Source organism: Duganella phyllosphaerae (genome assembly GCF_001758785.1).
Classification (GTDB): Bacteria; Pseudomonadota; Gammaproteobacteria; order Burkholderiales; family Burkholderiaceae_D; genus Rugamonas; species Rugamonas phyllosphaerae.
The window spans coordinates 1-24812 of record NZ_LROM01000124.1; the positions used below are offsets into that span (position 1 = coordinate 1).

At 64.2% G+C, this 24812-nt stretch carries 15 protein-coding genes and 1 pseudogene; 10 read left to right on the forward strand and 6 right to left on the reverse strand.

Annotated elements, in window-relative coordinates; all coding sequences use genetic code 11:
* The first annotated feature begins 161 nt into the window (after nt 1–161).
* Nucleotides 162–4067, forward strand: a complete 3906-nt coding sequence (locus tag DUPY_RS21465) for a sensor histidine kinase (RefSeq protein WP_070250900.1) — start codon at nt 162–164, stop codon at nt 4065–4067.
* A gap of 16 nt (nt 4068–4083) precedes the next feature.
* On the opposite strand, the gene DUPY_RS21470 is transcribed toward DUPY_RS21465, so the two are convergent.
* From DUPY_RS21470 to DUPY_RS21480, 3 genes are all read right to left on the reverse strand, one after another.
* Nucleotides 4084–4425 (reverse strand): DUF1840 domain-containing protein, encoded by a 342-nt coding sequence (locus tag DUPY_RS21470; RefSeq protein ID WP_070250958.1) that lies wholly within the window; start codon nt 4423–4425, stop codon nt 4084–4086.
* A gap of 166 nt (nt 4426–4591) precedes the next feature.
* Nucleotides 4592–5125 (reverse strand): hypothetical protein, encoded by a 534-nt coding sequence (locus DUPY_RS21475; protein ID WP_070250901.1) that lies wholly within the window; start codon nt 5123–5125, stop codon nt 4592–4594.
* Complete coding sequence (locus DUPY_RS21480; RefSeq protein WP_070250903.1) at nt 5122–6840, reverse strand: M1 family metallopeptidase; 1719 nt, start codon at nt 6838–6840, stop codon at nt 5122–5124. The genes DUPY_RS21475 and DUPY_RS21480 overlap by 4 nt, the downstream gene beginning before the upstream one ends.
* Before the next feature lie 215 nt (nt 6841–7055).
* Here DUPY_RS21480 and DUPY_RS21485 point away from each other — a divergent pair, with 215 nt between their 5' ends.
* On the forward strand, nt 7056–9335 hold the full coding sequence (locus tag DUPY_RS21485) for a DOMON domain-containing protein (RefSeq protein WP_070250905.1): 2280 nt from the start codon (nt 7056–7058) through the stop codon (nt 9333–9335).
* Nucleotide 9336: 1 nt separating this feature from the next.
* On the opposite strand, the gene DUPY_RS21490 is transcribed toward DUPY_RS21485, so the two are convergent.
* Both DUPY_RS21490 and DUPY_RS21495 read right to left on the reverse strand, forming a co-directional pair.
* Nucleotides 9337–10218 carry a DUF6624 domain-containing protein gene (locus DUPY_RS21490; protein ID WP_070250907.1) on the reverse strand — a complete coding sequence of 294 codons (882 nt, stop codon included), beginning with the start codon at nt 10216–10218 and terminating at the stop codon, nt 9337–9339.
* 27 nt (nt 10219–10245) lie between these two features.
* Nucleotides 10246–11865, reverse strand: a complete 1620-nt coding sequence (locus DUPY_RS21495) for a YifB family Mg chelatase-like AAA ATPase (RefSeq protein ID WP_070250909.1) — start codon at nt 11863–11865, stop codon at nt 10246–10248.
* A 149-nt stretch (nt 11866–12014) separates the two neighbouring features.
* Between DUPY_RS21495 and DUPY_RS21500 the strand changes: the two genes are divergently transcribed.
* The 3 genes from DUPY_RS21500 (at nt 12015) to DUPY_RS21510 (ending at nt 18744) form a co-directional block, all read left to right on the forward strand.
* Entirely contained in the window at nt 12015–13823 is a 1809-nt protein-coding gene (locus DUPY_RS21500; RefSeq protein WP_141749634.1) for a M61 family metallopeptidase, read from the forward strand.
* Between the two features lie 125 nt (nt 13824–13948).
* Nucleotides 13949–17104, forward strand: a complete 3156-nt coding sequence (locus DUPY_RS21505) for a glycoside hydrolase family 2 TIM barrel-domain containing protein (RefSeq protein WP_070250911.1) — start codon at nt 13949–13951, stop codon at nt 17102–17104.
* A complete protein-coding gene (locus DUPY_RS21510; RefSeq protein WP_070250912.1) occupies nt 17101–18744 on the forward strand; it encodes a glycoside hydrolase family 43 protein in 1644 nt (547 codons plus the stop codon). The genes DUPY_RS21505 and DUPY_RS21510 overlap by 4 nt, the downstream gene beginning before the upstream one ends.
* A gap of 143 nt (nt 18745–18887) precedes the next feature.
* Here the strand turns inward: DUPY_RS21510 and DUPY_RS21515 are convergent.
* Nucleotides 18888–19118: pseudogene (locus DUPY_RS21515) on the reverse strand (accessory factor UbiK family protein); the annotation flags it as partial.
* A 293-nt stretch (nt 19119–19411) separates the two neighbouring features.
* Between DUPY_RS21515 and DUPY_RS21520 the strand changes: the two are divergent.
* The 5 genes from DUPY_RS21520 to gshB all read left to right on the forward strand — a co-directional run bounded on the left by DUPY_RS21520 (nt 19412) and on the right by gshB (nt 24741).
* A complete protein-coding gene (locus DUPY_RS21520) occupies nt 19412–20185 on the forward strand; it encodes a TorF family putative porin (RefSeq protein ID WP_070250962.1) in 774 nt (257 codons plus the stop codon).
* A gap of 11 nt (nt 20186–20196) precedes the next feature.
* Nucleotides 20197–20535, forward strand: a complete 339-nt coding sequence (locus DUPY_RS21525) for a P-II family nitrogen regulator (protein ID WP_008444920.1) — start codon at nt 20197–20199, stop codon at nt 20533–20535.
* Between the two features lie 10 nt (nt 20536–20545).
* A complete protein-coding gene (locus DUPY_RS21530; RefSeq protein ID WP_070250916.1) occupies nt 20546–22075 on the forward strand; it encodes an ammonium transporter in 1530 nt (509 codons plus the stop codon).
* A gap of 179 nt (nt 22076–22254) precedes the next feature.
* The gene (gshA, locus tag DUPY_RS21535; protein WP_070250919.1) at nt 22255–23556 is read left to right on the forward strand and encodes a glutamate--cysteine ligase; all 1302 of its coding nucleotides are present in this window, start codon (nt 22255–22257) and stop codon (nt 23554–23556) included.
* 237 nt (nt 23557–23793) lie between these two features.
* On the forward strand, nt 23794–24741 hold the full coding sequence (gene gshB / locus DUPY_RS21540) for a glutathione synthase (RefSeq protein ID WP_070250921.1): 948 nt from the start codon (nt 23794–23796) through the stop codon (nt 24739–24741).
* The last annotated feature ends 71 nt before the right edge of the window (nt 24742–24812 follow it).

The following is a 24812-nucleotide window of genomic DNA, read 5'->3' on the forward strand; positions in this document are numbered from 1 at the left end:
AACGACTTTGCGCCGATGATAGTGCTGCAACCAGTGTGAAAGTAGGTTATCGTCAGGCTAGTTATTCCTAAAAGCCCCACCAGCAAACAACGCTGGTGGGGCTTTTTTCATTTGCTCCGATGTTTCTGTACTACAATAAGTCTAATATCGGAGTGAAAAGAATGTTAAATCGCGCGATGCGTCTGGCCATATTGTGTGCCTGGCTTTGGCTGGCGGCCAGCGCCATGGGGGCGCCGCTCAGCCTGCGTTTCGATCATCTCGGTGTGGAGCACGGACTCGCGCAGGAGTCGGTCACGCGGATCGTGCAGGACCGGCATGGCTACCTGTGGATCGGCACCCAAGCGGGACTGAGCCGCTATGATGGTTACCGCATTATCTCCTTCAAGAACAATCCCGCCGACGCCGGCAGCTTGATCGACAATTTCGTCCAGGCGTTGTACGAGGATGCTAAAGGACGCCTTTGGATCGGCACCAAGGGGGGCCTCGACCGCTATGATCGCGCCACCCAGAACTTCATCCACCAGCAAATCGCACCAGGCAACCTGTCCGTCACCAATATCGTGGGAGACGGCAGGGGCGGCTTGTGGCTGACCACCAGCGACGGCTTGCAGCATCTCGATGTTGCGACCGGTGCGATACGGGTGCTGCGTCATGTGGCGGACGATGTTGGTACGCTCGGCGATGACCGTGTAAACGCGATGGTGAGCGACGAGCGTGGCAACTTGTGGCTGGCAACGGCAAGCGGGCTCGATGTGCTGCCGGCGGGCGCCAGCAAGTTCCGCCACCTGCTCACCGAGACTTCTACCATGGCATCCGACCCCGTCAGCATGCTGGCACTGGGCTCCGATGGCCGGGTGTGGGCTGCCGGCTCGCACGGGCTGCAAACCTGGCGCATGGACGGCGACAGCGCCGAGCAGTTGCCAGTGGAGGGCGGCGCGGCGCTGGCCAACCGCCAGGTCGTGGCCATGTTGCCCGACAGCGAAGGCCATCTGTGGATCGCACTGCAGGATGGGGGGCTGCTGCGCCGCGATCCCCGCCAGGGCAAGCTGCACCACTACCGCGCCAACAGTGTCGAGAAGAACGGCATCTCCGACAACAAGGTCAGCGCACTGTACCAGGACCGCACCGGCACGCTCTGGGTCGGCAACTGGCATACCGGTCTCGACAAGGTGGACTTGCTGAGCGGCGGTTTCGAGCGCTATACCGAGAATGAGGGCGTGCTCAACGGCGTCAGCAGCAACAAGGTGCGCGTAATTGCCAGTGCAGGCGGCCACAAGCTCTGGCTGGGCACGGGCGACGGCCTGACCCGGCTCGATCCGGTGCGCGGCACCAGCGAGATCTGGCGCCATGATCCCAACGATCCGGGCAGCTTGCCCAGCAACCAGGTGCTGGGCCTGGCCAGCGACCACCAGGACCGTCTGTGGGTGATCACCGACGCCGGGGTCGCCTGGCGCGATCCGGTCAGCACCCGCTTTACGCGGCTCAAGCTCGACACCGAGCGTGCAGCGCTGCTGGTGCACCGCATCCTGATCGATCGTGGGGGCCTGATCTGGATCGGCACCCATACGGGACTGCACCGCATCGATCCCCGCACGCTGGCGGTGACCACCTACCGCCACGATCCTGCTGATCCTGGCAGCATCGACGGCCTCATCAAGGCGCTGCTGGAAGACCGTGCCGGGGTGCTGTGGGTCGGCACCGAGAATGGCCTCGAGCGTTTCGATCGCTCGAACGGCAAGTTTCGCCATTACCGTCACCAGCCCCGCGAGCTCGACAGCCTGTGCCACAAGCGCGTGCAGTACCTGCACGAAGATACCAGCGGCGTACTGTGGCTGGGTACCGGCGCCGGCTTGTGCAGGGCCGAGCCCGGACCTGATGGGGAATTGCGGTTCCGCTTTTACCCGGTGCGCCAGGGCCAGCCGTCCAATCCGGTCGGTGCCATCCTTGGCGACGCCAAGGGACGGCTGTGGATCAGCAGCACCGGCGGCATCGACAGGTTCGATCCGGCGACGGGCGTGTTCAAGCAATACACCGCCAAGGATGGCTTGCTCGACGGCTCGTATTACATTGGCGCCGGCTACCAGGCGGCCGACGGCACCATGTATTTCGGTGGCCCTGGGGGCGTGACCGCGTTCCAGCCGTTGCGCATCGATGACAACCCGATGCCGCCGCAGGTGGCGATCACCGATTTTTCGATTTTCAACCAGTCGATCCTGACCGCCATCATGCGCGAGGATGTGCTGCCCGAGGGACCGCTGGACGCGGCCAGGACGGTCACCCTGGGCCCGCGCGACGCCATGTTCACGATCGAATTCGCGGGCCTGCATTTTGCCGACCCGCAGCGCAACCGCTATGCCTACCAGCTCGAGGGCTTCGATCCGCAATGGGTCGACACCGACAGCAGCCGGCGGTTTGCCACCTACACCAACCTCGATCCCGGCCGGTACGTGTTCCGCGTGCGCGCGTCCAACAAGGATGGCGTCTGGAGCCGCGAACCGGTGGCGCTGGAAGTGATCATCACACCGCCGTTCTGGAAGCAATGGTGGTTCCGGCTGCTGGTCCTGGCGCTGGCGGTGGGGCTGGGCTACCTGCTGTTCCGCCTGCGTATCCGGCGCCTGGTGCTGCAACAGCAGGTGCTGGAAAATGAAGTGGTGCACCGCACGCGCGAACTGGTGCAGCAGAAGGATTCGGTCGAACGCGAAAAGCGCGAAGTGGAGCGGCAAAAAGACAGCGTGGAACAGGCGCACCGCAATATCTCGCTGCTGTCCGATATCGGCCGTAGGCTCACCGCGAACCTCGATAGCGAGGCGATCATGGCCATGTTGTACCAGCAGGTGCATGCGCTGATGGATGCCAGCGTGTTCGGCATCGGCATCCACCGCCCCGAGCTGGAAGTGATCGAATACCCATTCGCCATGGAGAACGGCAAACGCTACACGCCCTATACCCGCAGCATGTTGGAGCCGAACCAGCTGGCAGTATGGTGCATCAACCATGGGCAGGAGGTGTTCATCAACGACCTCGAACAGGACTACCCGCGCTACATCGCCAACCTGACGCTGGTGTCGGGCACGGAGCACATGGGTACCATGGAGGACGGCTCGTTGCCCTCGGCGCCGCGTTCGCTGATCTATGTGCCGATCTCGGTGGCCGGCCAGGTGCGTGGCGTGATCACGGTGCACAGCTACCGCGCCAACGCTTACCAGCGCATCGATCTCGACATGCTCACCACGCTGGCCTCGTACGTGGCGGTGGCGTTTGCCAATGCCGATTCGTATCGCCAGTTGCAGGACGCGCAGCAGCAGCTGGTGGAGCGCGAGAAGCTCGCGGCCCTCGGTTCGCTGGTGGCCGGAGTGGCCCACGAACTCAATACGCCGATCGGCAACAGCCTGGTGATCGCCAGCACGCTCGAGGCAAAGACCACCGACATCGAAGCGCGCCATACCGACAACGCGCTGCGCCGCTCGGACCTGTCGCACTACATCGAAGCATCGCGTGAAGCTTCCACGCTGCTGATGCGTAGCCTGCGCAACGCGGCCGAACTGGTGAACAGCTTCAAACAAGTGGCGGTGGACCAGGCCAGCGCCAAGCGCCGGCACTTCAACCTGCACCAGGCCAGCGCTGAAATCGTCACCACCATGAAGAACCAGATCCGCAAGGCCGGCCACCGGTTGGAACTCGAAATGCCCGGCGATATCGAGATGGACAGCTTCCCCGGCCCGTATGGCCAGGTGATCATCAACCTGATCAACAACGCGCTGCTGCACGCGTTCGAAGCGCGCGAGGATGGCCTGATCAGGTTATGGGCGGTGCGGGTGGGGACAGACGCGGTGCGCATCGTGTTCGAGGACGACGGCTGCGGCATCACGCTCGAGCACCAGGCCCGGATCTTCGATCCGTTCTTCACCACCAAGCTGGGGCAGGGCGGCAATGGCCTGGGCTTGAGCATCACCTACAACATCGTCAGCTCGCTGCTCGACGGGACGATCCGCGTCGACAGCGCCGTGGGCGTGGGGACGCGGTTCACCATGGATTTGCCGTTGAAGGCCAGTCTCAAGGGAGACTAGACGCGACTGAACGAGACTAGACGCCCCAGACGATCGGCTGGTTTTCCTGCTTGGCCAGGCGCAGCATTTCCACCAGCGGATAGGCGCGCGCCGCGAAGCCCACGCGCTGGGCCAGCGCATGTTCGACCGTCTCGCCGTCCTCGCGCTCGTGGGCGTGGATGTCGTACTCGATATCGGTCTCGGGATGCAGTTTGCTCTCTGCCACCTGGTCCTCGAGCACCGACAACGCTTCTGCCGCCTCGGTGGCGGTGATCACGCCGCGCGTGGGATTCTTGTGCAGCAGGTCGAGGATGCGCTGGGCATGTTCCTGATACATCAACACTTCAGGGCTGTAACGGGTTTTGAATGTGATTAACATGATGCGCCTCTTGATTTTGTTGGATGGTGCGGTGCGCCGGCTCTCGGTGGCGGGCACGCCGTGAGACCCACTTTAATTCATTTCTGAATGTTTGCAATAGGCAAACTGGACAGTTAAGTCAGGCCTAAGCGAGCAAATTGTTTCAAACTATTTCAGCGTTTCAGGCCTACTGCAGCTTGAACGAGTCGAGGAAGGTCGCTACCTGCTCGCGCGAGATATGGCGCTGGTCGCCCATCACCACCACCTGGTACACGCGCCGGTCACGGGCGATGAAGCGACCCATCAGCAGCGCGGGCTGGCCGTTGCGCATGCCTTTTGCCTCGATGCTGACGGTCGTTTGCACGCCGCTGGCAGCGGTAGCCTGGCTGGTGATGGTGGCGTTGATATTGCGCGCCAGCGCGGTCTGCATGGCCAGCAGCGCCCCCTGCGCCTGCGCCGCATCGGCCAATTCGGCGCTGCCCACGGCGAACAGCACATCGTCCACTTCGGCTGCCGTCATCGTCATCTTGACCGGCAGCTCAACTGGCAGCTCAGCCAGCAGGACTTCGCTTGTATGGGTAGCTGGTTTGCCGGGAAAGAGCACGCTGTAGGGCGCGTCCTTGCTGCGGTAGTCGCGCCAGTTGTAGTGCGGGTCGCAGGCGCTCAGCAGCAGCGCCAGCAGCGGTACCATCAGCGGAATTGCCAGCCGACGCGGCTTCATTTGGCGGCCTTGGTCTTCTTACGCGCAGCCTCGTCGGCCTGCCATGCCTCAATATGCGCTGCGCGACGCAGTACGCGCGAGTAAGGATCGATGGTCACCAGCGCGCGCGGCGGCAGTGTCAGTACGCCGTGGCCGTCCGTCATCGGCAGCTTTTCGATGCGATCGTTTACGCGCACCTCGAGCGGCATCGGGAACGGACCGCCGTCCTTGAGCTTCCAGGTCACGGTGAGCTGGTCGCCGTTGCGCGTCTCGACCAGTTCGGGCAGCGCCGCGTGGTACAGGTAGGCGTCGAAGAACCACGCCAGGTCGCGGCCGGCCGCCTCGTTGGCGATGCCGATGAATTCCTTCGTGCTGCTCCAGCGCGGCTGGAACTGGCCCGGCACCGGTGTCTCGGTGCCATACACCATGCGCCGCGTGGCGCGAAAGAATGCGTCGTCGCCGACCAGGTTGCGCAGCGTGTGCAGGATCAGCGAACCCTTGACGTAAATGTCGTTGCCCGGCCCCCCGCGCTCGGACTCGTACACATCCTGGATGCGTTGGGTTTTGCCGCTGACGATGGGCGCCTGGTTCTTGATCGCCTGGCGCTGCTTGAACAACTCGGCCTGGAATGCCATCTCGCCGCGCAGCGACTGCAGGTACAGCGGCTGCATATAGCTGCCGAAGCCTTCGTGCAGCCACATGTCGTCCCAGTCGGCGTTGGTCATCTGGTTGCCGAACCATTCGTGCGACAGCTCGTGGTGCAGCAGCCAGTCGTAACCGTATGGCGACTTCAGGTACTTGTTGCCGTAAGCGTTGATGGTCTGGTGCTCCATGCCCAGGTGCGGCGTTTCGACCACGCCCATTTTTTCGTCGCCGAACGGGTAGGGACCGATGCGCGCCTCGAAGAAGTCGAGCATGGGCGTGAATTCATCGAACAGTCCCTGCGCCTTTTTCCCGCTTTCGGCATCTCCTTTCAGATACCAGTAGCGCAGCGGGATGGTATTGCCGTAGCGGCTCACGTAGTCGCCCGCCAGCACTTCGTACGGGCCGATGTTGAGCGACACGCCGTAGGTACTGGGGTTTTTGGCGCGCCAGTCGTAGGTGCGCCAGCCGTCTTTTTCGGTCATGCCGGTGGCCACGCCGTTGCCGGCGACGACCAGCGGCGCGGGCACCGTGATGTGCAGGTCGATCAGCTTCGGTTTGCCCATCGGGTGATCGATGCAGGGCCAGAACAGGTCGCAGCCTTCGCCTTCCACCGTGGTGGCAATCCAGGGCTGGCCGTCGGCGGTATTCGCCCAGACGAAGGCGCCATCCCACGGCGCCCGTTTGGCCACGTGCGGCACGCCGTGGTAGCGGATGCGCACGGTGGTGCGCTCGCCGGCCAGCAGTGGCTTGGGCAAGGCCAGGTACAGGCGACCCTCGGGATTGCTGATGGCCGCTGCTGGCAACGCCACGCCATCGACGCTGGCGCCATCGATCGGCAGATTGCGGTCGAGCTCCACGGCGATGCGGGCAAGCGGCGCGGTGGCGGTGAAGGTCAGCGCGGTGTCCCCGCTGATGCTTTGCGTGGCGGGATCGACGCGCAGCGAGACATCGGCATGGTCGAACGTGACCGCCAGTTGCTCGGGCGCGCGCGGGCTGCCGGAGTTGGCGGTGAAGTCGGTCATCGGTGGCGGTGCGGTGGCGCAGCCGGCCAGCACGGCGCTGGCGGCAAATAGAAGGGGCAAGCGTGTCATGCAGTTCCCGGCTCGTTGAAAAGTCAACGTTAAATATAGCAGCTAGGTTGGCGAACAGGTGATGTTATGCGCGCGCTTCGACAGAATTTAGGGCGGCCGGTATTCTCAAAAATAGTTCTCAAAAAAGCATGTTGCTGCGTTAAACTGCTGCGCACAAAACAGGGGCGACAGTGCATTCAATTATCAGGGTATTTAGAACGGCAGGCTTGGCAGCCATGCTTGCGGCCGGCGAGGTGGCTGCCGTGGCGCAGGACGAACGCCACGCGCCAGTGCCAATATTGCCGCCATTGCCGGCGATGCTGGCCGACCGTAGCGCCACCTTGCGCATCGATGGCGCGCTCGATGACGACGCCTGGCGTGCCGCGCCCGTGTTCGACGCCTTTCACCAGTTTCTGCCGGCCGACGGCAAGCCGGCGCCGGCCAACCTGCGCACCACGGTGCAACTGCTGATCGACGACGGCGCGCTGGTGTTCGGCATCCGTGCCTGGGACGACGCGCCGGAGCGCATGCGCGGCACCCTCACGCGGCGCGACAAGGTGAGCCTGGACCAGGACTTCATCGGCGTGTGGCTCGACCCCACGGGCCATGGTCGCGCGGCGCAGTTCGTGCGCGTCAATATCGCCGGCGTGTTCAGCGACGGCATGTACCGCGCCGACCTCGATGAATCGGACCTGGGACCGGACTTTCCGATCGACGCGGCGGTCAAGCGCCTGGCCGACGGCTATACCATGGAGATCCGCTGGCCGCTGTCGAACCTGCGCTTTCCCTACGCCGACGGCAAGACCTGGCGCGTGATGATCGAGCGCAGCGTGCCGCACGCTGACGGCCTGCTGCTCACCAGTACCCCGCTAAAAAACGGCTCGCTCAGTCACATCGCGCTGTTGCAGGACGTGGGCGGCATGGGCGACACGGTGGCGGCGGTGCGCGACCGCAGCTTCCTGGAACTCAAACCCGAACTGACCATGCGCTCGAACCGCGACCGCGACGAGACCGGGCGCCAGCACGGCGACCGCGCCAGCGTGGGCCTCGAGATCAACGCCCGCCCGCGCGCCGACTGGGTGTTCAACGCCACCCTCAATCCCGATTTTTCGCAGGTTGAAATCGACGAGCCGACATCGTCGGGCGCCAGCCGGATTGCCCTCAGCCTGCCGGAAAAGCGCGGTTTTTTCCTCGAGAGTTCGGACGTGCTGGGGTTGCCGCTGTCGGCGTTTTATTCGCGCACCGTGGCCGACCCGGAGTGGGGCTTGCGCGCCACCTGGCGCGATGCGGGCGCCGACGCCACCGCCATGAGCTTGCGCGACCAGGAGGGCGGCGTGGTGCTGCGCGGCGGCGCCTACGAAACGGCCGAATACGCGCAAACCCGGCGTACATTGGCCAGCATGGTGCGCACGCGCTGGCACGGCGAAAGCATGGTGATGGGCGCGTTCGTCTCGCAGCGCGGCTATGGCGACGCCGGCAGCAACGAGGTGGCCGGTGTTGACGGCCAGTGGCGTAGCGACGGCAAGCAGGCCTTGTGGCTGCTGATGCATTCGCAAACCAGCGCCGGCTTCGTGGAAGAACCGGTGGCGCGCAGCGTGCGCGTGGCCACGCGCCACGGCGGCTACGCGCTTGGCAAATTTACCAGCATCAGCGACGACTGGTGGAACGAGTTGCAGCTCGAAGCGATCACGCCCGGTTTCGTCAACGACAACGGCTTCGTGCCGCAGGCGGGCGTGCTCAAGACCGACATCAATCTCAATCGCCGCCTGGGCGCGCGCACGCTCGCGCTGGGCAGCGCGGAGCTCGAACTCTACGAGTTCGAGGCGCACCTGGGCGTGCACGAGATCCGCACCCTGGCCGATCGCCGGCTGGGCCAGCAGGCCAACCAGGTCGTCGAGCGCAAGCTGCAGCCGGGGATCTGGTTCCGCGCGGGACGGCAGACCAACCTGTGGGCCAATCTCGGCTTCGACCAGCAACGGGGCCGACGGCTGGGCGTGTTGCATGACGTGCCGGCGCTGCACTTCGGTTTCGAATCGTCACCGCTGGCGTGGATGACCAAGTTCAATGCGGAAGTGACGCTGGGGCGCCAGCTCGACGTCGACGCCGACCGCGTGGGCAGCGGCGGCAACGCCATCGTGGACCTGGGCTTGCGCCTGCCGCTGCCAGGTACGCAGGGCTGCTCGATCGAGACCGATCTGCGGTTCAACCGCGCCTGGGTGCAGGGCACGCTGGGCACGCCGGCGTTCGTGGACAACGGCTGGCGCGCGCTGGGCATGTTGCATTTTACGGCAGCCGATTCGCTGCGGCTGCTGGCGCAAACCACGTCGGCCGCGCGCCGCGACGACGGCGTCTCTGGACTGGAACCGTGGGCCGAGCGGCAGATGCACCGCTCGCTGTTGTACCGCCACCTGTGGCGCCACGGCCGCTCGATGTCGGTGGGCTTTTCGCGCGACCGCACGCGCGACCCGGACACCACCAACAAGTCGCTGACGGTGAAGTTCCAATGGGAGGTGTAGCTCAGTTGGCCGGTTGGGCCAGTTGTGTCTTCAAGTGGGCAAAGGTGGACAGGCCCATTTCCAGCCGCCGCTGGTCGATCCTGGCGATGTCTTCGATCGGATAGAACTGGATCGCGCCGTCCTCGCGGGTGCTGTACTGGGTGCCGTAGATCTGCGGCCGCTTTTCGATCATGCGGACGCGGTCGAGCGTAGTGGCCAGGTTGGACAGCCTGATTTCATGCTTGTTGGCGGCGACCCGCATGAAGACCGACCAGTGCTTGAGCTGCGCCGGCGGTGCATGCTGGGCCAGGAGCCACGCCTCGTTGGCCGCTACGGCGCCCACCGTTGACATCATCGGCCAGCCCTTGGTGGTGATGATCTGGCGCAGCCGCCGCTGGCGCTTGCGGTCGCCGGCCACCATTTTTTTCTGCGACGCGGCGTCGCGCTGGCCGGCAGCCCAGGCCTGGCGCGCCGCGCGGTCCTGCGCGCCCATCTCGATCAGTTCGCGCGCGATGTCCGGCAGCGCTACCGGCAGCGGGTATATCAGCATGGTTTGCGGGATGGCGGTGGCAGCATCGAACACCGGTTGCCTATCGGCTTCCCACGCGGTGGCGCCGAGCACCACGGTGCACCTGACGGCGGGGGGCAGGTCGAGGTGGTAGGTATCGGCCTCGATCCGGCCGGCGATAGCTTCGGTCGCGCCTTCGCATTCGGCAGAAATGGCGGCTTTCTCCGGCAGCGTGCCGCTGCTGCTGACGATTTTGCCGGTATAGGCGATGGCTCGCGCGGCTGTCACAGGCGCTGGTGCTGGGGTGTCGTCGGCGCCAGCCGTCGCTCCTGTGCCGGTGAGCGCTGCGAACAGCAACAGCGTGGCGGTGATCGGGTGTGTGCGGGGTGGGTTCATGGTGCGATTGTCTCACGGCCCGAACGCTCACCGCTCCTTCAACGCCCGCCGATACTGCACCGCCTCGCCGATATGCTGTTCGCTGATGCTCTCCGCTCCCGCCAGGTCGGCGATGGTGCGCGCTACGCGCAGGATGCGGTGGTAGGCGCGGGCCGACCACTGGAAGTGTTCCATGCTGCGCTTGAGCTTGGCCTTGCCCGCCTTGTCGGGCTTGCACAGGCGGTCGATTTCGCGGGTGGTGAGGTACTGGTTGCGCTTGCCCTGGCGCGCCAGCTGGATCTCGGCCGCGCGCTGCACGCGGGCGGCGATCGTGCTGGACGGCTCGCCGTCGGCGTCGGCGGCCAGGGTGTCGGGTTCCACTGCCGAGACTTCGATCTGCATGTCGATGCGGTCGAGCAGGGGACCGGACACGCGGCCCTGGTAACGCGAGATCTGGTCCACCGTGCAGTTGCACATGCCGCTGGGATGGCCGTGGTAGCCGCAGGGGCACGGGTTCATCGCGGCGATCAGCTGGAAGTGGGCGGGAAACTCCGCCTGCTGCGCCGCGCGCGAGATGGTGATGCGGCCCGACTCCATCGGCTGGCGCAGCACGTCCAGTACGCGCCGGTCGAACTCGGGCAGCTCGTCGAGGAACAACACGCCGCGATGGGCCAGCGAGATCTCGCCGGGGCGCGGATAGCCGCCACCGCCCACCAGCGCCACGCCAGATGCGGTATGGTGCGGTGCGCGAAAGGGCCTGCGCTTCCAGTCCTCGATGCGAAAGCCTCCCGTGAGCGACTGCACCGCGGCCGCTTCCAGCGCTTCGTCGTCGGTCATTTGCGGCAGCAGGCCGGGAAAGCGCGCCGCCAGCATGGTCTTGCCGGCGCCCGGGGGCCCCACCATCAGGAGGCTGTGGTTGCCGGCCGCCGCTACTTCGAGCGCGCGCTTGACCATGAACTGGCCCTTGACGTCGGCCAGGTCGGCCACCTCGGTCATGGCGACCCGCGGCGCCGACGTATGCCGCGCCAACATGGCCTCGCTGGAACTGGCGGCCAGGTGGGCGCACACCTGCAGCAGCGAGCCGGCGGGGTAGATGGCGGCGCCGGTCACCAGCGCCGCCTCGTCGGCATTGGCCTGCGGCAGGATGAAGCCGCGCCGGCCACTGGTGCCTGACGAGGTGCGCCGCTGGGTGGCCGCGATACCGTGCTCGCCATCGTGCCCGCAATCAGGCCCCATGTCAGGTCCGATACGAGGCCCGATATCAGGCCCGGAATCGCGCACCATGGCCAACGACATCGCCAGTGCGCCCCGGATCGGCCGCAATTCGCCCGACAGCGACAGTTCGCCGGCAAACTCGTACCGGTCCACCCTGTCGGCCGGAATCTGGCGCGAGGCGGCCAGGATGCCGAGCGCGATCGGCAAATCGAAGCGGCCAGATTCCTTGGGCAGGTCGGCCGGCGCCAGGTTGACGGTGATGCGCTGGGCAGGAAACTCGAAGCCGCCGTTCTGGATAGCGGCGCGCACGCGGTCCTTGGCTTCCTTCACCTCGGTATCTGCCAAGCCGACAATCGTGAACGCCGGCAAGCCGTTGGCCAGGTGCACCTCGACATTGACTTGCTGCGCCTCCATGCCCGCGAGGGCGCGGCTCTTGAGTACGGCCAGGCTCATGTGTTTCCCCTGCGTGGTTACGGGCTGCGCCGAGTGTAGCGGGTTGGCCAGGCTGGGCATTGATCTGCGGCAGATGCAGTGCTACGTTGCGCAATGAAACATTGATAGATGGTAAAGTTGTTGATCGTTGATTTTTGCAGGAGCCGGACATGCGCATTGCCACTGTGTTTCATCGGACCGGCCTGCGGGCCACGCACACCGCGTCACTGGCGCTGCTGCTGGCGGCCGGCGCCGTTGCGGCGCAAGCGCAAGCACCGGCCGCAGCACCGACGGTATCAACTCAGCCAGCTCCGGCGCCGGTGCCGGCAAAGCCGCAACCACCGCGCCCGCTGGTACTGAAACTGCAACCGGGCCCGTTCAACCACGCCGACGACATCGACAAGGGCGCCGGTGTGGTCGATGTCACGCTCACCATTCCCGATGTGCAGGCCGCTGCCGATACGCCGCTGCTGCAACTGCCGCTGGTGGTGGCCAACGTGGAGACGGTCGCCGTCACGCTCAAGGAGCTGACGGTGCGCGACAGCCACGGCAACGTGCCGCTGGCCACGCGCGACGTCAAGGGATCGAACGGCAAGCTGCGCGAGTGGACGTCGCCGCGCGAAGTGCAGGGCGACCTGGTGGTGCATTACCAGGCGCCGGTGGACAATGCGCCGCCGAAGCGCGGGGCGGCGCCGCCATACAGTTTGCGCACCGAGGGCGGCGGTTTTTCCGGCGTTGGCAACATATTCGTGCTGCTGCCGTCCGGCGCCAAACAGTATCCGCTGGCGCTGCGCTGGGATCTGTCGAAGCTCGGCGACGACGCCAGCGCCACCTCGAGCTACGGCGAGGGCGATGTCACGCTGCCAGTGGGCGCGCCCGCGCGGCTGTGGTCCACCGTCTTCATGGCCGGTGCCATGCATCGCGTGCCGGCCGAAGTGAAACCCAAGGGCTTCTCGTCGGCCTGGCTGGGCAAGCCGGGATTCGATCCGGAACCATTGATGACCTGGGCCGACCAGTTGCACCGCGCGATGGCCGGCTTCTTTGGCGACAATGCCGAAACGCCATACCGCGTGTTCCTGCGCTATAACCCGATCAATGCCGGCGGCGGCACGGCGCTGGCGCAATCGTTCCTGGTCACGTACGGCAAGGGCATCGACGTGGAAGACCTCAAGATCACGCTGTCGCACGAAATGACCCACACCTGGACCGAAGGCCCGGACCAGGCATGGTACGAGGAGGGCGTGGCCGTGTACTACCAGGCGCGCCTGCCGTACCGTGCCGGCCTACTCACCGCCGACCAGTTCCTCGCCGACCTCAATCAGACCGCAGCGCGCTACTACGCCGACGCGCTCAACACCACGCCCGACGCCGAGATCATGCCGCGCTTCTGGGAAGACACGCGCATCCGCACCTTGCCGTACGATCGCGGCGCGCTGTACCTGGCGCTGGTCGATGCGCGCGTGCGCAAGGCCTCCGGCGGCAAGCGCTCGCTCGATAACCTGGTGCTGGAGATGAGCCGCCAGCGCGGCGCCAGGCCGGAACAGCAGGTGGCGCTGTGGCAGCAGCTGCTCACGCGCGAACTGGGTCCGGCCGGCCCGGCGCTGCACGCGGCCATGCTGGCGGGAGAGCTGATGGAGCCGGAATCCGGCGACTTCGGCCCCTGCTTCAAGCGCGGCGAAAAAACCGTGCGCCGGTTCGAATTGGGGTTCGAACCGAAGTCGCTGGTGGGCCAGGAGAAAACCATCCGTGGCCTGCAGGACGGCAGCGCGGCCGCCAAGGCCGGCCTGCGCGACGGCGACGTGGTCACGTACGGCGTGGCGCTCGATGCCATCCAGGGCGACCAGAAGGCGCAGCTCACGCTCAACGTCACTCGCGACGGGCGCCAGTTCCCGATCACTTACCTGCCGCGCGGCGAACGCGTCAAAGTCTGGCAGTGGCAGCGTATGCCCGGCGTGGCCGACGACGCCTGCGGCATCTGACCGCCTTGCCAGTGCATCCAAATGCGCAAGCAGTTGACCGGAGGGCCTGACCTCCGGCGTCCTCCATCGCCTATACTCGGCGTTGGCATCTTTGTCATCGTTTTCATGAAAAGGTAGAACAGCCCATGGCCCAAAAAACCGCTTCTGTCCACGCATGCCTGCTGGCGCTGGCGTCCCTCTCCGGCACGCTGCACGCAGCGCCCGCCCAAACGCCGCTCACCGAGTGGCAGCAACCGGAAGTGGTGGCGGTCAACCGCGAGCCGATGAAGGCGACGTTCTTCAATTTCGAAAGCCGCGACAAGGCGGTAGCCGGCGACATGGCCGCCTCCCAGTACTACCTGTCGCTCGACGGCACCTGGCAGTTCGCCTACTCCAACACGCCGGGCGAGCGCCCCAGGGATTTTTACCGCAACGATTTCGACACCAGCCGCTGGGGCACTATCGAGGTACCCGGCATGATCCAGGCGCAGGGCTACGGCAAGCCGATATTCACCAACGTCGATTACCCGTTCCCGCTCAACGAACCGGTGATTCCCGACGCCTTCAACGAAGTGGGCTCGTACCGGCGCGACTTCGTGGTGCCGGCCGGCTGGGAAGGGCGTGAAGTGTTCCTGCACGTGGGCGCGGCCGGTGCGGCCTACTACATCTGGGTCAACGGCGAAAAGGTCGGCTACTCGGAGGACTCCAAGCTACCTGCCGAATTCAAGCTCAATCGCTACCTCAAACCGGGCAAGAACAATATCGCGATCGAAGTCTATCGCTGGGCCGACGCCTCGTACCTGGAAGACCAGGACTTCTGGCGCCTGTCCGGCATCGAGCGCAGCGTGTACCTGTACGCCGAGCCGAAAGCGTACCTGCGCGACTATACCGTCACCGCGCTGCTGGGCAAGGACTACACCGACGGCGTGTTCAAGCTCAAGGCCGAGTTTGCGGGTACCCCGGCGGCCGGCGCTCCGGTGGCCGGCAGCATCGCGGTCACGCTGTTCGACGGCGAGCGCGAAGTATTCAACCGCAAGGCCAGCATCGACGGCAGCGCTGCCACGATTGACGGCGTGCTGCCCAAGGTGCGCCCCTGGTCGGCCGAGACGCCCAACCTGTATCGCATGGTGCTCGAATACATGGATGCCGGCGGCAAGCTGGTGTCTGCCACGTCGCGCCGTATGGGTTTTCGCACGGTGGAGATGAAGGATGGCGAAGTGCGCGTCAACGGCAAGCGCATCATGATCAAGGGCGCCAACCGCCACGAGCACGATCCGGTCACGTACCGCGTGATGTCGCTGGACCTGATGCGCAAGGACGTGGAGATGATGAAGCAGGCGAACGTCAACGCGGTGCGTACCTCGCATTATCCGAACGACCCGCGCTGGTACGACCTGGCCGACGAATACGGCCTGTACGTGATGGACGAAGCGAACATCGAATCGCATGCGTACATGCAGCTGGGCGACCACTCCAAGGTGCCCGGCTACCGCGAGCAGGTGCAACTGGGCTACAAGCCGCAGTGGCGCGCCGCGCACGTCGACCGCGTCTCGCGCATGGTCCAGCGTGACAAGAATTCGCCGTCGATCATCTTCTGGTCACTGGGGAACGAGGCCGGCACCGGCCCCAATTTCGAGCACGCGGCGCAGTGGATCCGCGCCAACGATCCCAACCGCCTGATCAGCTACCTCGGTCACGGCACCATCGGCGAAACCCACAAGCCCAACGCCTACGTGGACATCTACGCGCCGATGTACGACGACATCGAAAAGATGGCCGACTACGCGGCCGATCCGCGCTTTACCCAGCCGATGATCCAGTGTGAATACGTGCACGCGATGGGTAACTCGCTGGGCAATATGGAAGACTACTGGCAGGTGATCCGCGCCCACAAAAAACTGCAGGGCGGCTTTATCTGGGACTGGGTAGACCAGACCGTGTTTGCCACCGACGACAAGGGCCGCCGCTACTATGCCTCCGGCTTCGACGTCAATCCGAAAGTGGGCGACAACAGCGTGGTGGGCGACGGCGTGGTGCGCTCCGACCGCACGCCCGATCCCGAATACTACGAGGTGCAAAAAGTCTATTCGCCCCTGGTGTTCGAAGGCGATCCCGCCACCGGCAAGGTCACGGTGGTCAATCGCTACGACTTCCGCGACACGTCCGACCTCGATTTCGACTGGGTGCTCACCAACGACGGCAACGAGGTCACGCGCGGTGCGTTGACGGTGCCGGCCGTCGCTGCCGGCGCCAGCCGCCAGGTCCAGATCAGGCTGCCCAAGCTGCGTTCGACCGGCGGCGAACAACTGGTGACCTTGCGCGCCAAGGCCCGTACCGCATCGGTCAAGGGCGTGGCGGCCGGCACGGTGGTGGGCTGGTCCCAGTTCGTCACCGTGCCGGCATCGAAGCCGGTGGCCACCGCCAAGGCGGTCAAGCCCGCGCGCGACGGCGACAATATCCGCCTGGCCGCCGGTCCGGCCTCGCTGCTGCTCGACGCCAAGACCGGCCTGGTGAACTACACCGTGAACGGCAAGACCCTGCTCAAGGGCGGCGCGCCCAACTTCTGGCGCGGGCTGATCGACAACGACGAAGGCGCAGGCGTGGACAAGACGCACCAGGTCTGGAAAACCTTCTCCGAGCAGCGCCACGTGCGTGCGGTCACGCAGGACGGCAACCGCGTGAAAGTGCTGTACAGCTTTGGCGCCGGCGCCGCCCACTGGGAAACCGTTTATACGCTTGATGCGGACGGCGTACTCGGTGTGGCCGCGACCTTCACGCCGCTGCGCGACGACCTGCCCGATCCGCTGCGCCTGGGGCTGCGCTTCGACAACGACAACACGCTCGACACGGTGCAGTGGTACGGTCGCGGCCCGCAGGAATCGTACGCCGACCGCGCCACCGGCTATGCAATCGGCCGTTACACGGGCAAGGTGGCGGACCAGTACCACGGCTACAGCCGCCCGCAGGAAAGCGGCAACAAGACCGGCGTGCGCTGGCTGTCGCTGGCGAACCAGCAGGGGGCGGGTATTACGGTCAAGGGTGCAGCACCCCTGTCGGTCAATGTGCTGGCGTTCCCGTACGAAGACCTGTATTTGCGCGAGCGCGGCGCCTGGAAAAGCTCGGAGATCGCGCCGCACGGCGACGGCTCGCTGCTGATCGACCTGGCGCAATCGGGCGTAGGCGGCGACACCGGCTGGAACCTCACCGGCCGCCCGCACGTCAAGTACCGCATCAAGCTCGAACCGGCCAGCTACAGCTTTACCATCGCGCCGGTAGCTGCCAAACCGCAGGAGGCAAAATGAAAATCACCATGGCCACGCTGGCGCTGCTGTGCAGCGCGCCATGGGCAGTGGCACAAAGCCCTGCCAGCGGTCCCTGGGTGGCCGACCTCGGTAACGGCCGCTACCAGAACCCCATCCTGTACGCCGACTATTCCGACCCGGACGCCATCCGGGTGGACTCCACGTTCTACATGACCGCGTCGAGCTTCAGCAACGCGCCGGGGCTGCCGCTGCTGCAATCGACCGACATGGTCAACTGGGAGCTGGTGGGCCATGCGCTGCCCAAGCTGGTGCCGGCGCAGGCGTTCGCCACGCCGCAGCCGGGCAAGGGCGTGTGGGCGCCATCGCTGCGTCACCATGCCGGCAAATTCTGGATCTTCTATCCCGATCCCGATTTCGGCGTTTATGTCATTACCGCCACCAGCTTTGCCGGGCCGTGGAGCGAACCGCACCTGCTGTTGCCCGGTAAAGGCATCATCGATCCGTCGCCGCTGTGGGACGACGATGGCAAGGCCTACCTGGTGCACGCGTGGGCCAAGAGCCGCGCCGGTTTCAACAACATCCTGACCTTGCGCCAGATGGACCCGGAGGCGCGCACGCTGCTCGATGAGCGCGGCCGCGACATCATCGACGGCAACAAGCTCGGTGGCTATACCACGCTGGAAGGGCCCAAGTTCTACAAGAAGGACGGCTACTACTACATCTTCGCACCTGCCGGTGGCGTGGAACATGGCTGGCAGTCGGTGTTCCGTTCGCGCACCATCGCCGGCCCGTACCAGGACCGCATCGTGATGGCCCAGGGCGGGTCTCCCACCAACGGTCCGCACCAGGGCGCGTGGGTAACCGACCTGAAAGGTCAGGACTGGTTCTATCACTTCCAGGACCGGCGCGCTTACGGGCGCATCGTGCACTTGCAGCCAATGCGCTGGCACGACGGCTGGCCGGTGATCGGCGAGGACAAGGCTGGCAAGGGCACGGGTGAGCCGGTGCTGGTACACGCCAAGCCGGCCGGCAAGGACAGCGGCATCAAGGCGCCGCCGGCAGGCGACGAATTCAATGCCGCCGAACTGGGGCTGCAATGGCAGTGGAACGCCAACCAAGCGCCGGGCTGGTACGATCTCGCTGCCAAGCCGGGCAGCCTGAGGCTCAATGCGCAGGCGGCGCCCGCTGGGGGCAGCGTGCGCGACGTGGCAGCGGTGCTGACGCAAAAATTCCCGGCGCCGGCCTTCACGGTCGATACCCGCATCGATGTGCAGGGCGAGATGAGCCGCGCTGGCCTGGTGGTGCTGGGGATTAAATATGCGTGGATCGGCGTGCAGCAGGGAAAAACCGGCAAGGAGCTGGTGCTGGCGACCTGCGAACAACCGGCCGCCGCCTGCAAGGAGCAGGTGCAGGTTTTAGCAACCGTGGATCAACAGCCGTTGTACCTGCGGGCGCAGGTGAGCGACGGCGCGGTGGTGCGCTTTGCCTACAGCCTGGACGGCAAGCAGTACACCCTGGCAGGGCAACCGTTCTCGGCCAGCGTGGGACGCTGGGTGGGCGCGCAGGTGGGGCTGCTGGCGACCAAGGCGCCGGGCGCGAACGGTGCAATCAACGCAGACGCAGGCGCAAACGCCGCCCCGGCGTATCTCGACGCCGACTACTTCCGCGTCGGCCGATAGCCGCCACCGAGCGCGCCTCCGTAAATTTGCCGGCGGTGCACCCGCCGGCATCGAGCTTACAGTACCTCGCCCTTGGCGATTTCCACTTTAGGTTCTGCCTGAACCGCAGCCGCAGGCGACACCGCAGCTGGCGACACCGGTGCGGCCTTGGCTTCGAGCGCCGCCAGGCGCGTTTCCAGCGCCTCGAGCTTGGCGCGGGTTTTTGCCAGTACCTGGGTCTGGATATCGAACTCTTCGCGGGTGACCAGGTCGAGCTTGGAGAAGCCCTGGGTCATCATGGACTTGACGTTTTTCTCGATGTCCTTGGCGGGCGAATTTTCGACGGCCTTGGAGATCTTGTTCTGCAAGTCGTTAAAAAAAGTATTCATATCCATAATATTCCTTGATCTGGTTGCTGGGCGGATGCACCATTGAAGTGCGTCCGTGTATCGGTGTGGTGCAAATTCAAGCAGCGCGGCCAACTTTTCTTCGAAATTATCACTTTTGTCAGATGGGGCGCCCGGTCGCCCATGACAAAGCAGCCCAAGCAGCTATCTACCAGGCAACGTTAGCTGGCACGCATTCTGCTATAGAAGCCATAGAATGCTTACCGCTTCGCTTTACAAGGATTTTACCCGCATCGCATCAAGTATCTGTATTCAGTTTCGATAACTACAAGGACAAAATGATGAAGAGCCAAAACAAAAGCCTGACCCGGACCCTGACAGCAGCAGCGTTGACCTTGGCATTCGCCACCATGAGCGCTTCGGCGCTGGCCCAGGAAGCCGCACCTGCCGCTGCCGAACCTGTACCAGACAACCAGATCACCTATAACGTCGCCGCAGTCAGCGATTACCGTTATCGCGGCATTTCGCAAACCCGTCTGCAACCAGCGGTGCAGGGCGGTGTTGACTATGTCAACAACCCCACCGGTGTGTATGTGGGGGCATGGGCCACCAATATCAAGTGGATCAAGGACGGCGGCGGCGATGCTTCGTATGAATTCGACATCTACGCGGGCAAGCGCGGCCAGATCACCGACACCTTTGCCTACGACGTCGGCGCGCTGTACTACGCCTACCCGTCGAACAAGCTGGCCACCAACGCCAATACCTTCGAATTGTATGCCCAGGTCAGCGCCGGCCCGTTCTCGGTGAAATATTCGCAATCGACCAGCAACCTGTTTGGCACCGCCGACAGCAAGAACAGCGGCTACCTCGACGGCCAGTTCAACTACGACGTCTATGACGGCTATGTGCTCAACCTCCATGCCGGCCACCAGAACGTCGAGAACAACGGCGCTCTCAGCTATAGCGACTACAAGGTTGGCGTGACCAAGGACTTCGGCGTGTTCTCTGTCGCCGTTGCCGGCATCAAGACCAATACCGATGCCTACGTCGGCCGCAACGGCAAAAACCTTGGTAAATCTGGCGCTGTCGTCACCATTTCCAAAACTTTCTAAGCGAGGCTCTCATGAAAATGATTACCGCCATTATCAAGCCGTTCAAGCTTGATGAAGTCCGCGAAGCCCTGTCGGCCATCAACGTGCAAGGCATCACGGTGACCGAAGTAAAAGGTTTCGGCCGGCAAAAAGGGCATACCGAGCTGTATCGTGGCGCCGAATACGTGGTCGACTTCCTGCCGAAAACCAAGATCGAAGCAGCCGTGGACGACAGCATCGTCGAACAGGCGATCGAGGCGATCGAAGGCGCAGCCCGCACCGGCAAAATCGGCGACGGCAAGATCTTTGTGTACAACCTGGAACAGGTGATCCGCATTCGTACCGGTGAAACCGGCAACGAAGCTCTTTAAGGGGATTTAGATGAAGAAAACTATAACAACGTTGTTAGCTGGGGTCTCTCTGCTGTTCGCGCTTGCCGCACCTGTCCATGCGCAAGACGCCAAGCCGGCCGAGGCGCCGGTGGCTGCCGCCACCGCTGCCGCACCGGAAGCTGCACCAGCCGCGCCCGCCGCCGCGCCGGCTGCCCAAGTTGCACCGGCCGCTGCACCCGCTGCCGCGCCAACGCCCCAGAAGGGCGACAATGCCTGGATGATGGTTGCCACCCTGCTGGTGGTCATGATGACGATTCCCGGCCTGGCGCTGTTCTACGGCGGCCTGGTCCGTTCCAAGAATATGCTGTCGATCCTGATGCAGATCTTCATGATCTTCGCCGTGATCGTCGTGTTGTGGTGCATCTACGGTTACTCGCTGGCTTTCACCGAAGGCAATGCGTTCTTCGGCAACCTGCATGACCGCACCTTCCTCAACAATATCTACGACCCGGTCAAGGGCACCTTCGCCTACGCCGCCACCTTCAGCAAGGGCGTGGTGATTCCGGAGTTCATGTTCGTCGCCTTCCAGGCCACGTTCGCAGCGATTACCTGCGCGCTGATCGTCGGCGCCTTTGCCGAACGCGCCAAGTTCACCGCCGTGCTGCTGGTCGTGGTGATCTGGTTCACCTTCTCGTACCTGCCGATCGCCCACATGGTCTGGTTCTGGACCGGCCCTGATGCGATCAAGGACGCCGCCACCCTGGCCACCGAAACCGCCAAAGCCGGCTACCTGTTCCAGCACGGCGCGCTCGACACCGCCGGCGGTACCGTGGTGCACATCAACGCCGCTGTTGCCGGCCTGGTCGGTGCTTACGTGATCGGCAAACGCGTCGGCTACGGCCGCGAATCGATGGCGCCGCACTCGGTGACCATGACCATGATCGGCGCTTCGCTGCTGTGGGTAGGCTGGTTCGGTTTCAACGCCGGTTCGCCGCTGGAAGCGGGCGACATCGCGGCACTGGCCTTCATCAACACCCTGCTGGCAACCGCTGCCGCCACCGTGTCGTGGGTCTTCGCCGAATGGATCTTCAAAGGCAAACCATCGATGCTCGGTGGCGCTTCGGGTGCAGTCGCCGGCCTGGTGGCGATTACTCCTGCCTGCGGTTTCGTCGGTCCGATGGGCGCACTGATCATGGGCCTGCTGGCCGGTGTGATCTGCCTGTGGGGCGTGAATGGCCTGAAACGCCTGCTGGGCGCCGACGACTCACTGGACGTCTTCGGCGTGCACGGCGTGGGCGGCATCCTGGGCGCCATCCTGACCGGCGTGTTCGCTGCGCCATCGTTGGGCGGCCAGGGCATCTTCGATTACGTGGCCAACAAGCCATCGCCAGACTACTCGATCAGCGGCCAGGTGCTGATCCAGGCCACCGGCGTGGGCGTGACCATCGTCTGGTCGGCCGTGGTGGCATTCGTCGCCTTCAAGCTGGTGGACATGGTGATCGGCCTGCGCGTACCGGAAGAAGAAGAACGCGAAGGCCTGGACATCACCACCCACGGCGAGTCCGCCTATCACATGTAACCCGACAGGTAATTGCTGTCATTCTTGTCAAGAAGGCCTCCGCACTCGCGTGCGGGGGCTTTTTTCATTCCCGCCTTTAAAATAGGGGTATCGCCCCGATGTAGCTTATCCACAAGGTAATATTCGGTGTTTCAGCGTGCCTGGAGGGTCGTCCTCCCGCATCATTTAAGGAAGTAATCATGGTTCCCCATCTCGCCACCGCCCTGACCGGCCCGCTCCACGACCTCGAAGAGAAAATCCTGGCCGCCACTCCCGCCATCGAGCGCTGGTTCCGCCTGGAGTGGCAAGAGCACACGCCGCCGTTCTATTGCTCGGTCGATATGCGCAACGCTGGCTACAAGCTGGCGCCGGTGGACACCAACCTGTTTCCCGGCGGTTTCAACCACCTGGCCACCGAAATGCTGCCATTGTCGGTGCAGGCCGCCATGGCCGCGATCGACAAGTATTGCCCCGATGCGCGCAACCTGCTGTTGATCCCGGAGCTCACCCAGCGCCACCCTACCTACTGGCAAAACATCGCCCGCCTGATGCAGATTTTCCGCCAGACCGGGCTGCACGTGCGCCTCGGTTCCCTGTCCCCCGACGTCACCCAGCCCACCCCGATCGCTCTGCCGGACGGCAATATGCTGGTGGTCGAACCCTTGGTGCGCTCGGCCAATGGCCGCCGCGTGGGCCTGAAAGATTTCGATCCGTGCACCGTGCTGCTCAATAACGACCTGTCGGCCGGCATTCCCGACATCTTGCAAAATATTCATGAGCAAAGCCTGCTGCCGCCGCTGCACGCGGGCTGGGCGCTGCGCCGCAAGAGCAACCACCTGAATGCGTATGACGAAGTGGCAAAGAAATTCGGCAAGCTGATCGGTGTCGATCCGTGGATGTTCAACCCGCTGCACGCCAAGTGCGACGCGGTGAACTTCCGCACCGGCGAGGGCTACGAGTGCCTGGCCGCCAATGTCGATACGCTGCTGTCGAAAATCAAGAAGAAGTACAAGGAGTACGGCATGAAGGAGCAAAAGCCGTTCGTGATCATCAAGCCCGACGCCGGCACCTATGGCACCAGCATCCTGACCATCAAGGATTCCAGTGAAATCAAGGACTTGACCCAAGCCCAGCGCGACAAGATGATCGTCATCAAGGATGGTAAAGAGGTGACCGACTTCATCATCCAGGAAGGCGTGCCCACTTTCGAGAGCATCAAGGACGACGTCGCCGAGCCGGTCGTGTACATGATCGACCGTTACGTGGTCGGTGGCTTTTACCGCGTCCATGCCGAAAAAGGCGTCGACCAGAACCTCAATGCGCCGGGCTCGCAGTACGTGCCGCTGGCGTTCGCCCAGCAGCACGCGGTGCCCGATTTGAAAGCCAAGCCGGGCACGGCGGCGCCCAACCGGTTCTACGTGTACGGCGTGGTGGCGCGGCTGGCGCTGCTGGCGGCGTCACTGGAGATGGAGCGGACGGATCCGAATCCGGAGGTTTATTAATCAGGAGATCGCCGGATCAGCGGGACTATGGATCCCTGCCTGCGCGAGGATGACGGATTTGAAGCCGGCGGCCGCAGAGCGGCCATCGCGTGCGCGCGAGTATGACGGTTTTGAAGCCGGCGACCGTAGTGTCGTCATCCTCGCGAACGCGGGGATCCATGGCCCGTCAGCGTCCCCCAAATCATCCCTGCACCAAATCTCGGCTAAAATCAGTGCTTCACTCCACCGGATGCACCCATGAAAATTGCTTTCCTCGCTGATGCCTTGTCCACGTTCAAGACCTACAAGGACTCCACCTACGCCATGATGGTCGAGGCCAACCAGCGCGGCCATGCCGTGTACGCCTTCGAGCAAAAGGATATGGCAGTGCTGGGCGGCATCGCGACAGCCAAGGCGTCGCAGATCAGCTTTACCGGCGACGCCACCGACTGGTACCGCGCCGCCCCGGCGGTGGAGACCAACCTGGGCGAGTTCGACGCCATCGTCCAGCGCAAGGATCCGCCGTTCGACATGGAATACATCTACGGCACCTACATGCTGGAACTGGCCGAAGCCCAGGGCGCCAAAGTTTTCAACAAGCCGTCGGCCATTCGCGATCACAGCGAAAAGCTGGCGATTGCACAGTTCAGCCAGTACACGTCGCCCACGCTGGTGACGGCCGACGAGGCCCGTATCCGCGCCTTCCAGGCCGAACATGGCGACATCATTCTGAAGCCTCTGGACGGCATGGGCGGCACCGGCATCTTCCGCGTCAAGCCCGACGCCATGAACCTTGGGGCGATTATCGAGACGCTGACCCAAAATGGTGCAACGACCATCATGGCCCAGCGCTTCATCCCGGACATCGCCAAGGGCGACAAACGGATCCTGGTGATCGCCGGCAAACCGGTACCGTTTTCACTGGCGCGCATTCCGCAAAATGGCGAGGTGCGCGGCAACCTGGCCGCTGGCGGCCTCGGCGTGGCCCAGCCATTGACCGAGCGCGATTTCGAGATCGCCAACGCCATCGGCCCGACCCTGGCCGCGCGCGGCCTGCTGCTGGTCGGCCTGGACGTGATCGGCGACTGCCTAACCGAAGTCAACGTCACCAGCCCAACATGCTTCCAGGAAATTACCCAGCAGGCGGGCTTCCCGGTGGCGGCCACCTTCATCGACGCGGTCGAAGCGGCCGTGTCGGCGGGTTAAAAAGATGCAAATTCAAAATAATTTTGCCGGACGGCCTCAATTTAGTCCGCGCTCACTGGCGGATTAACAAT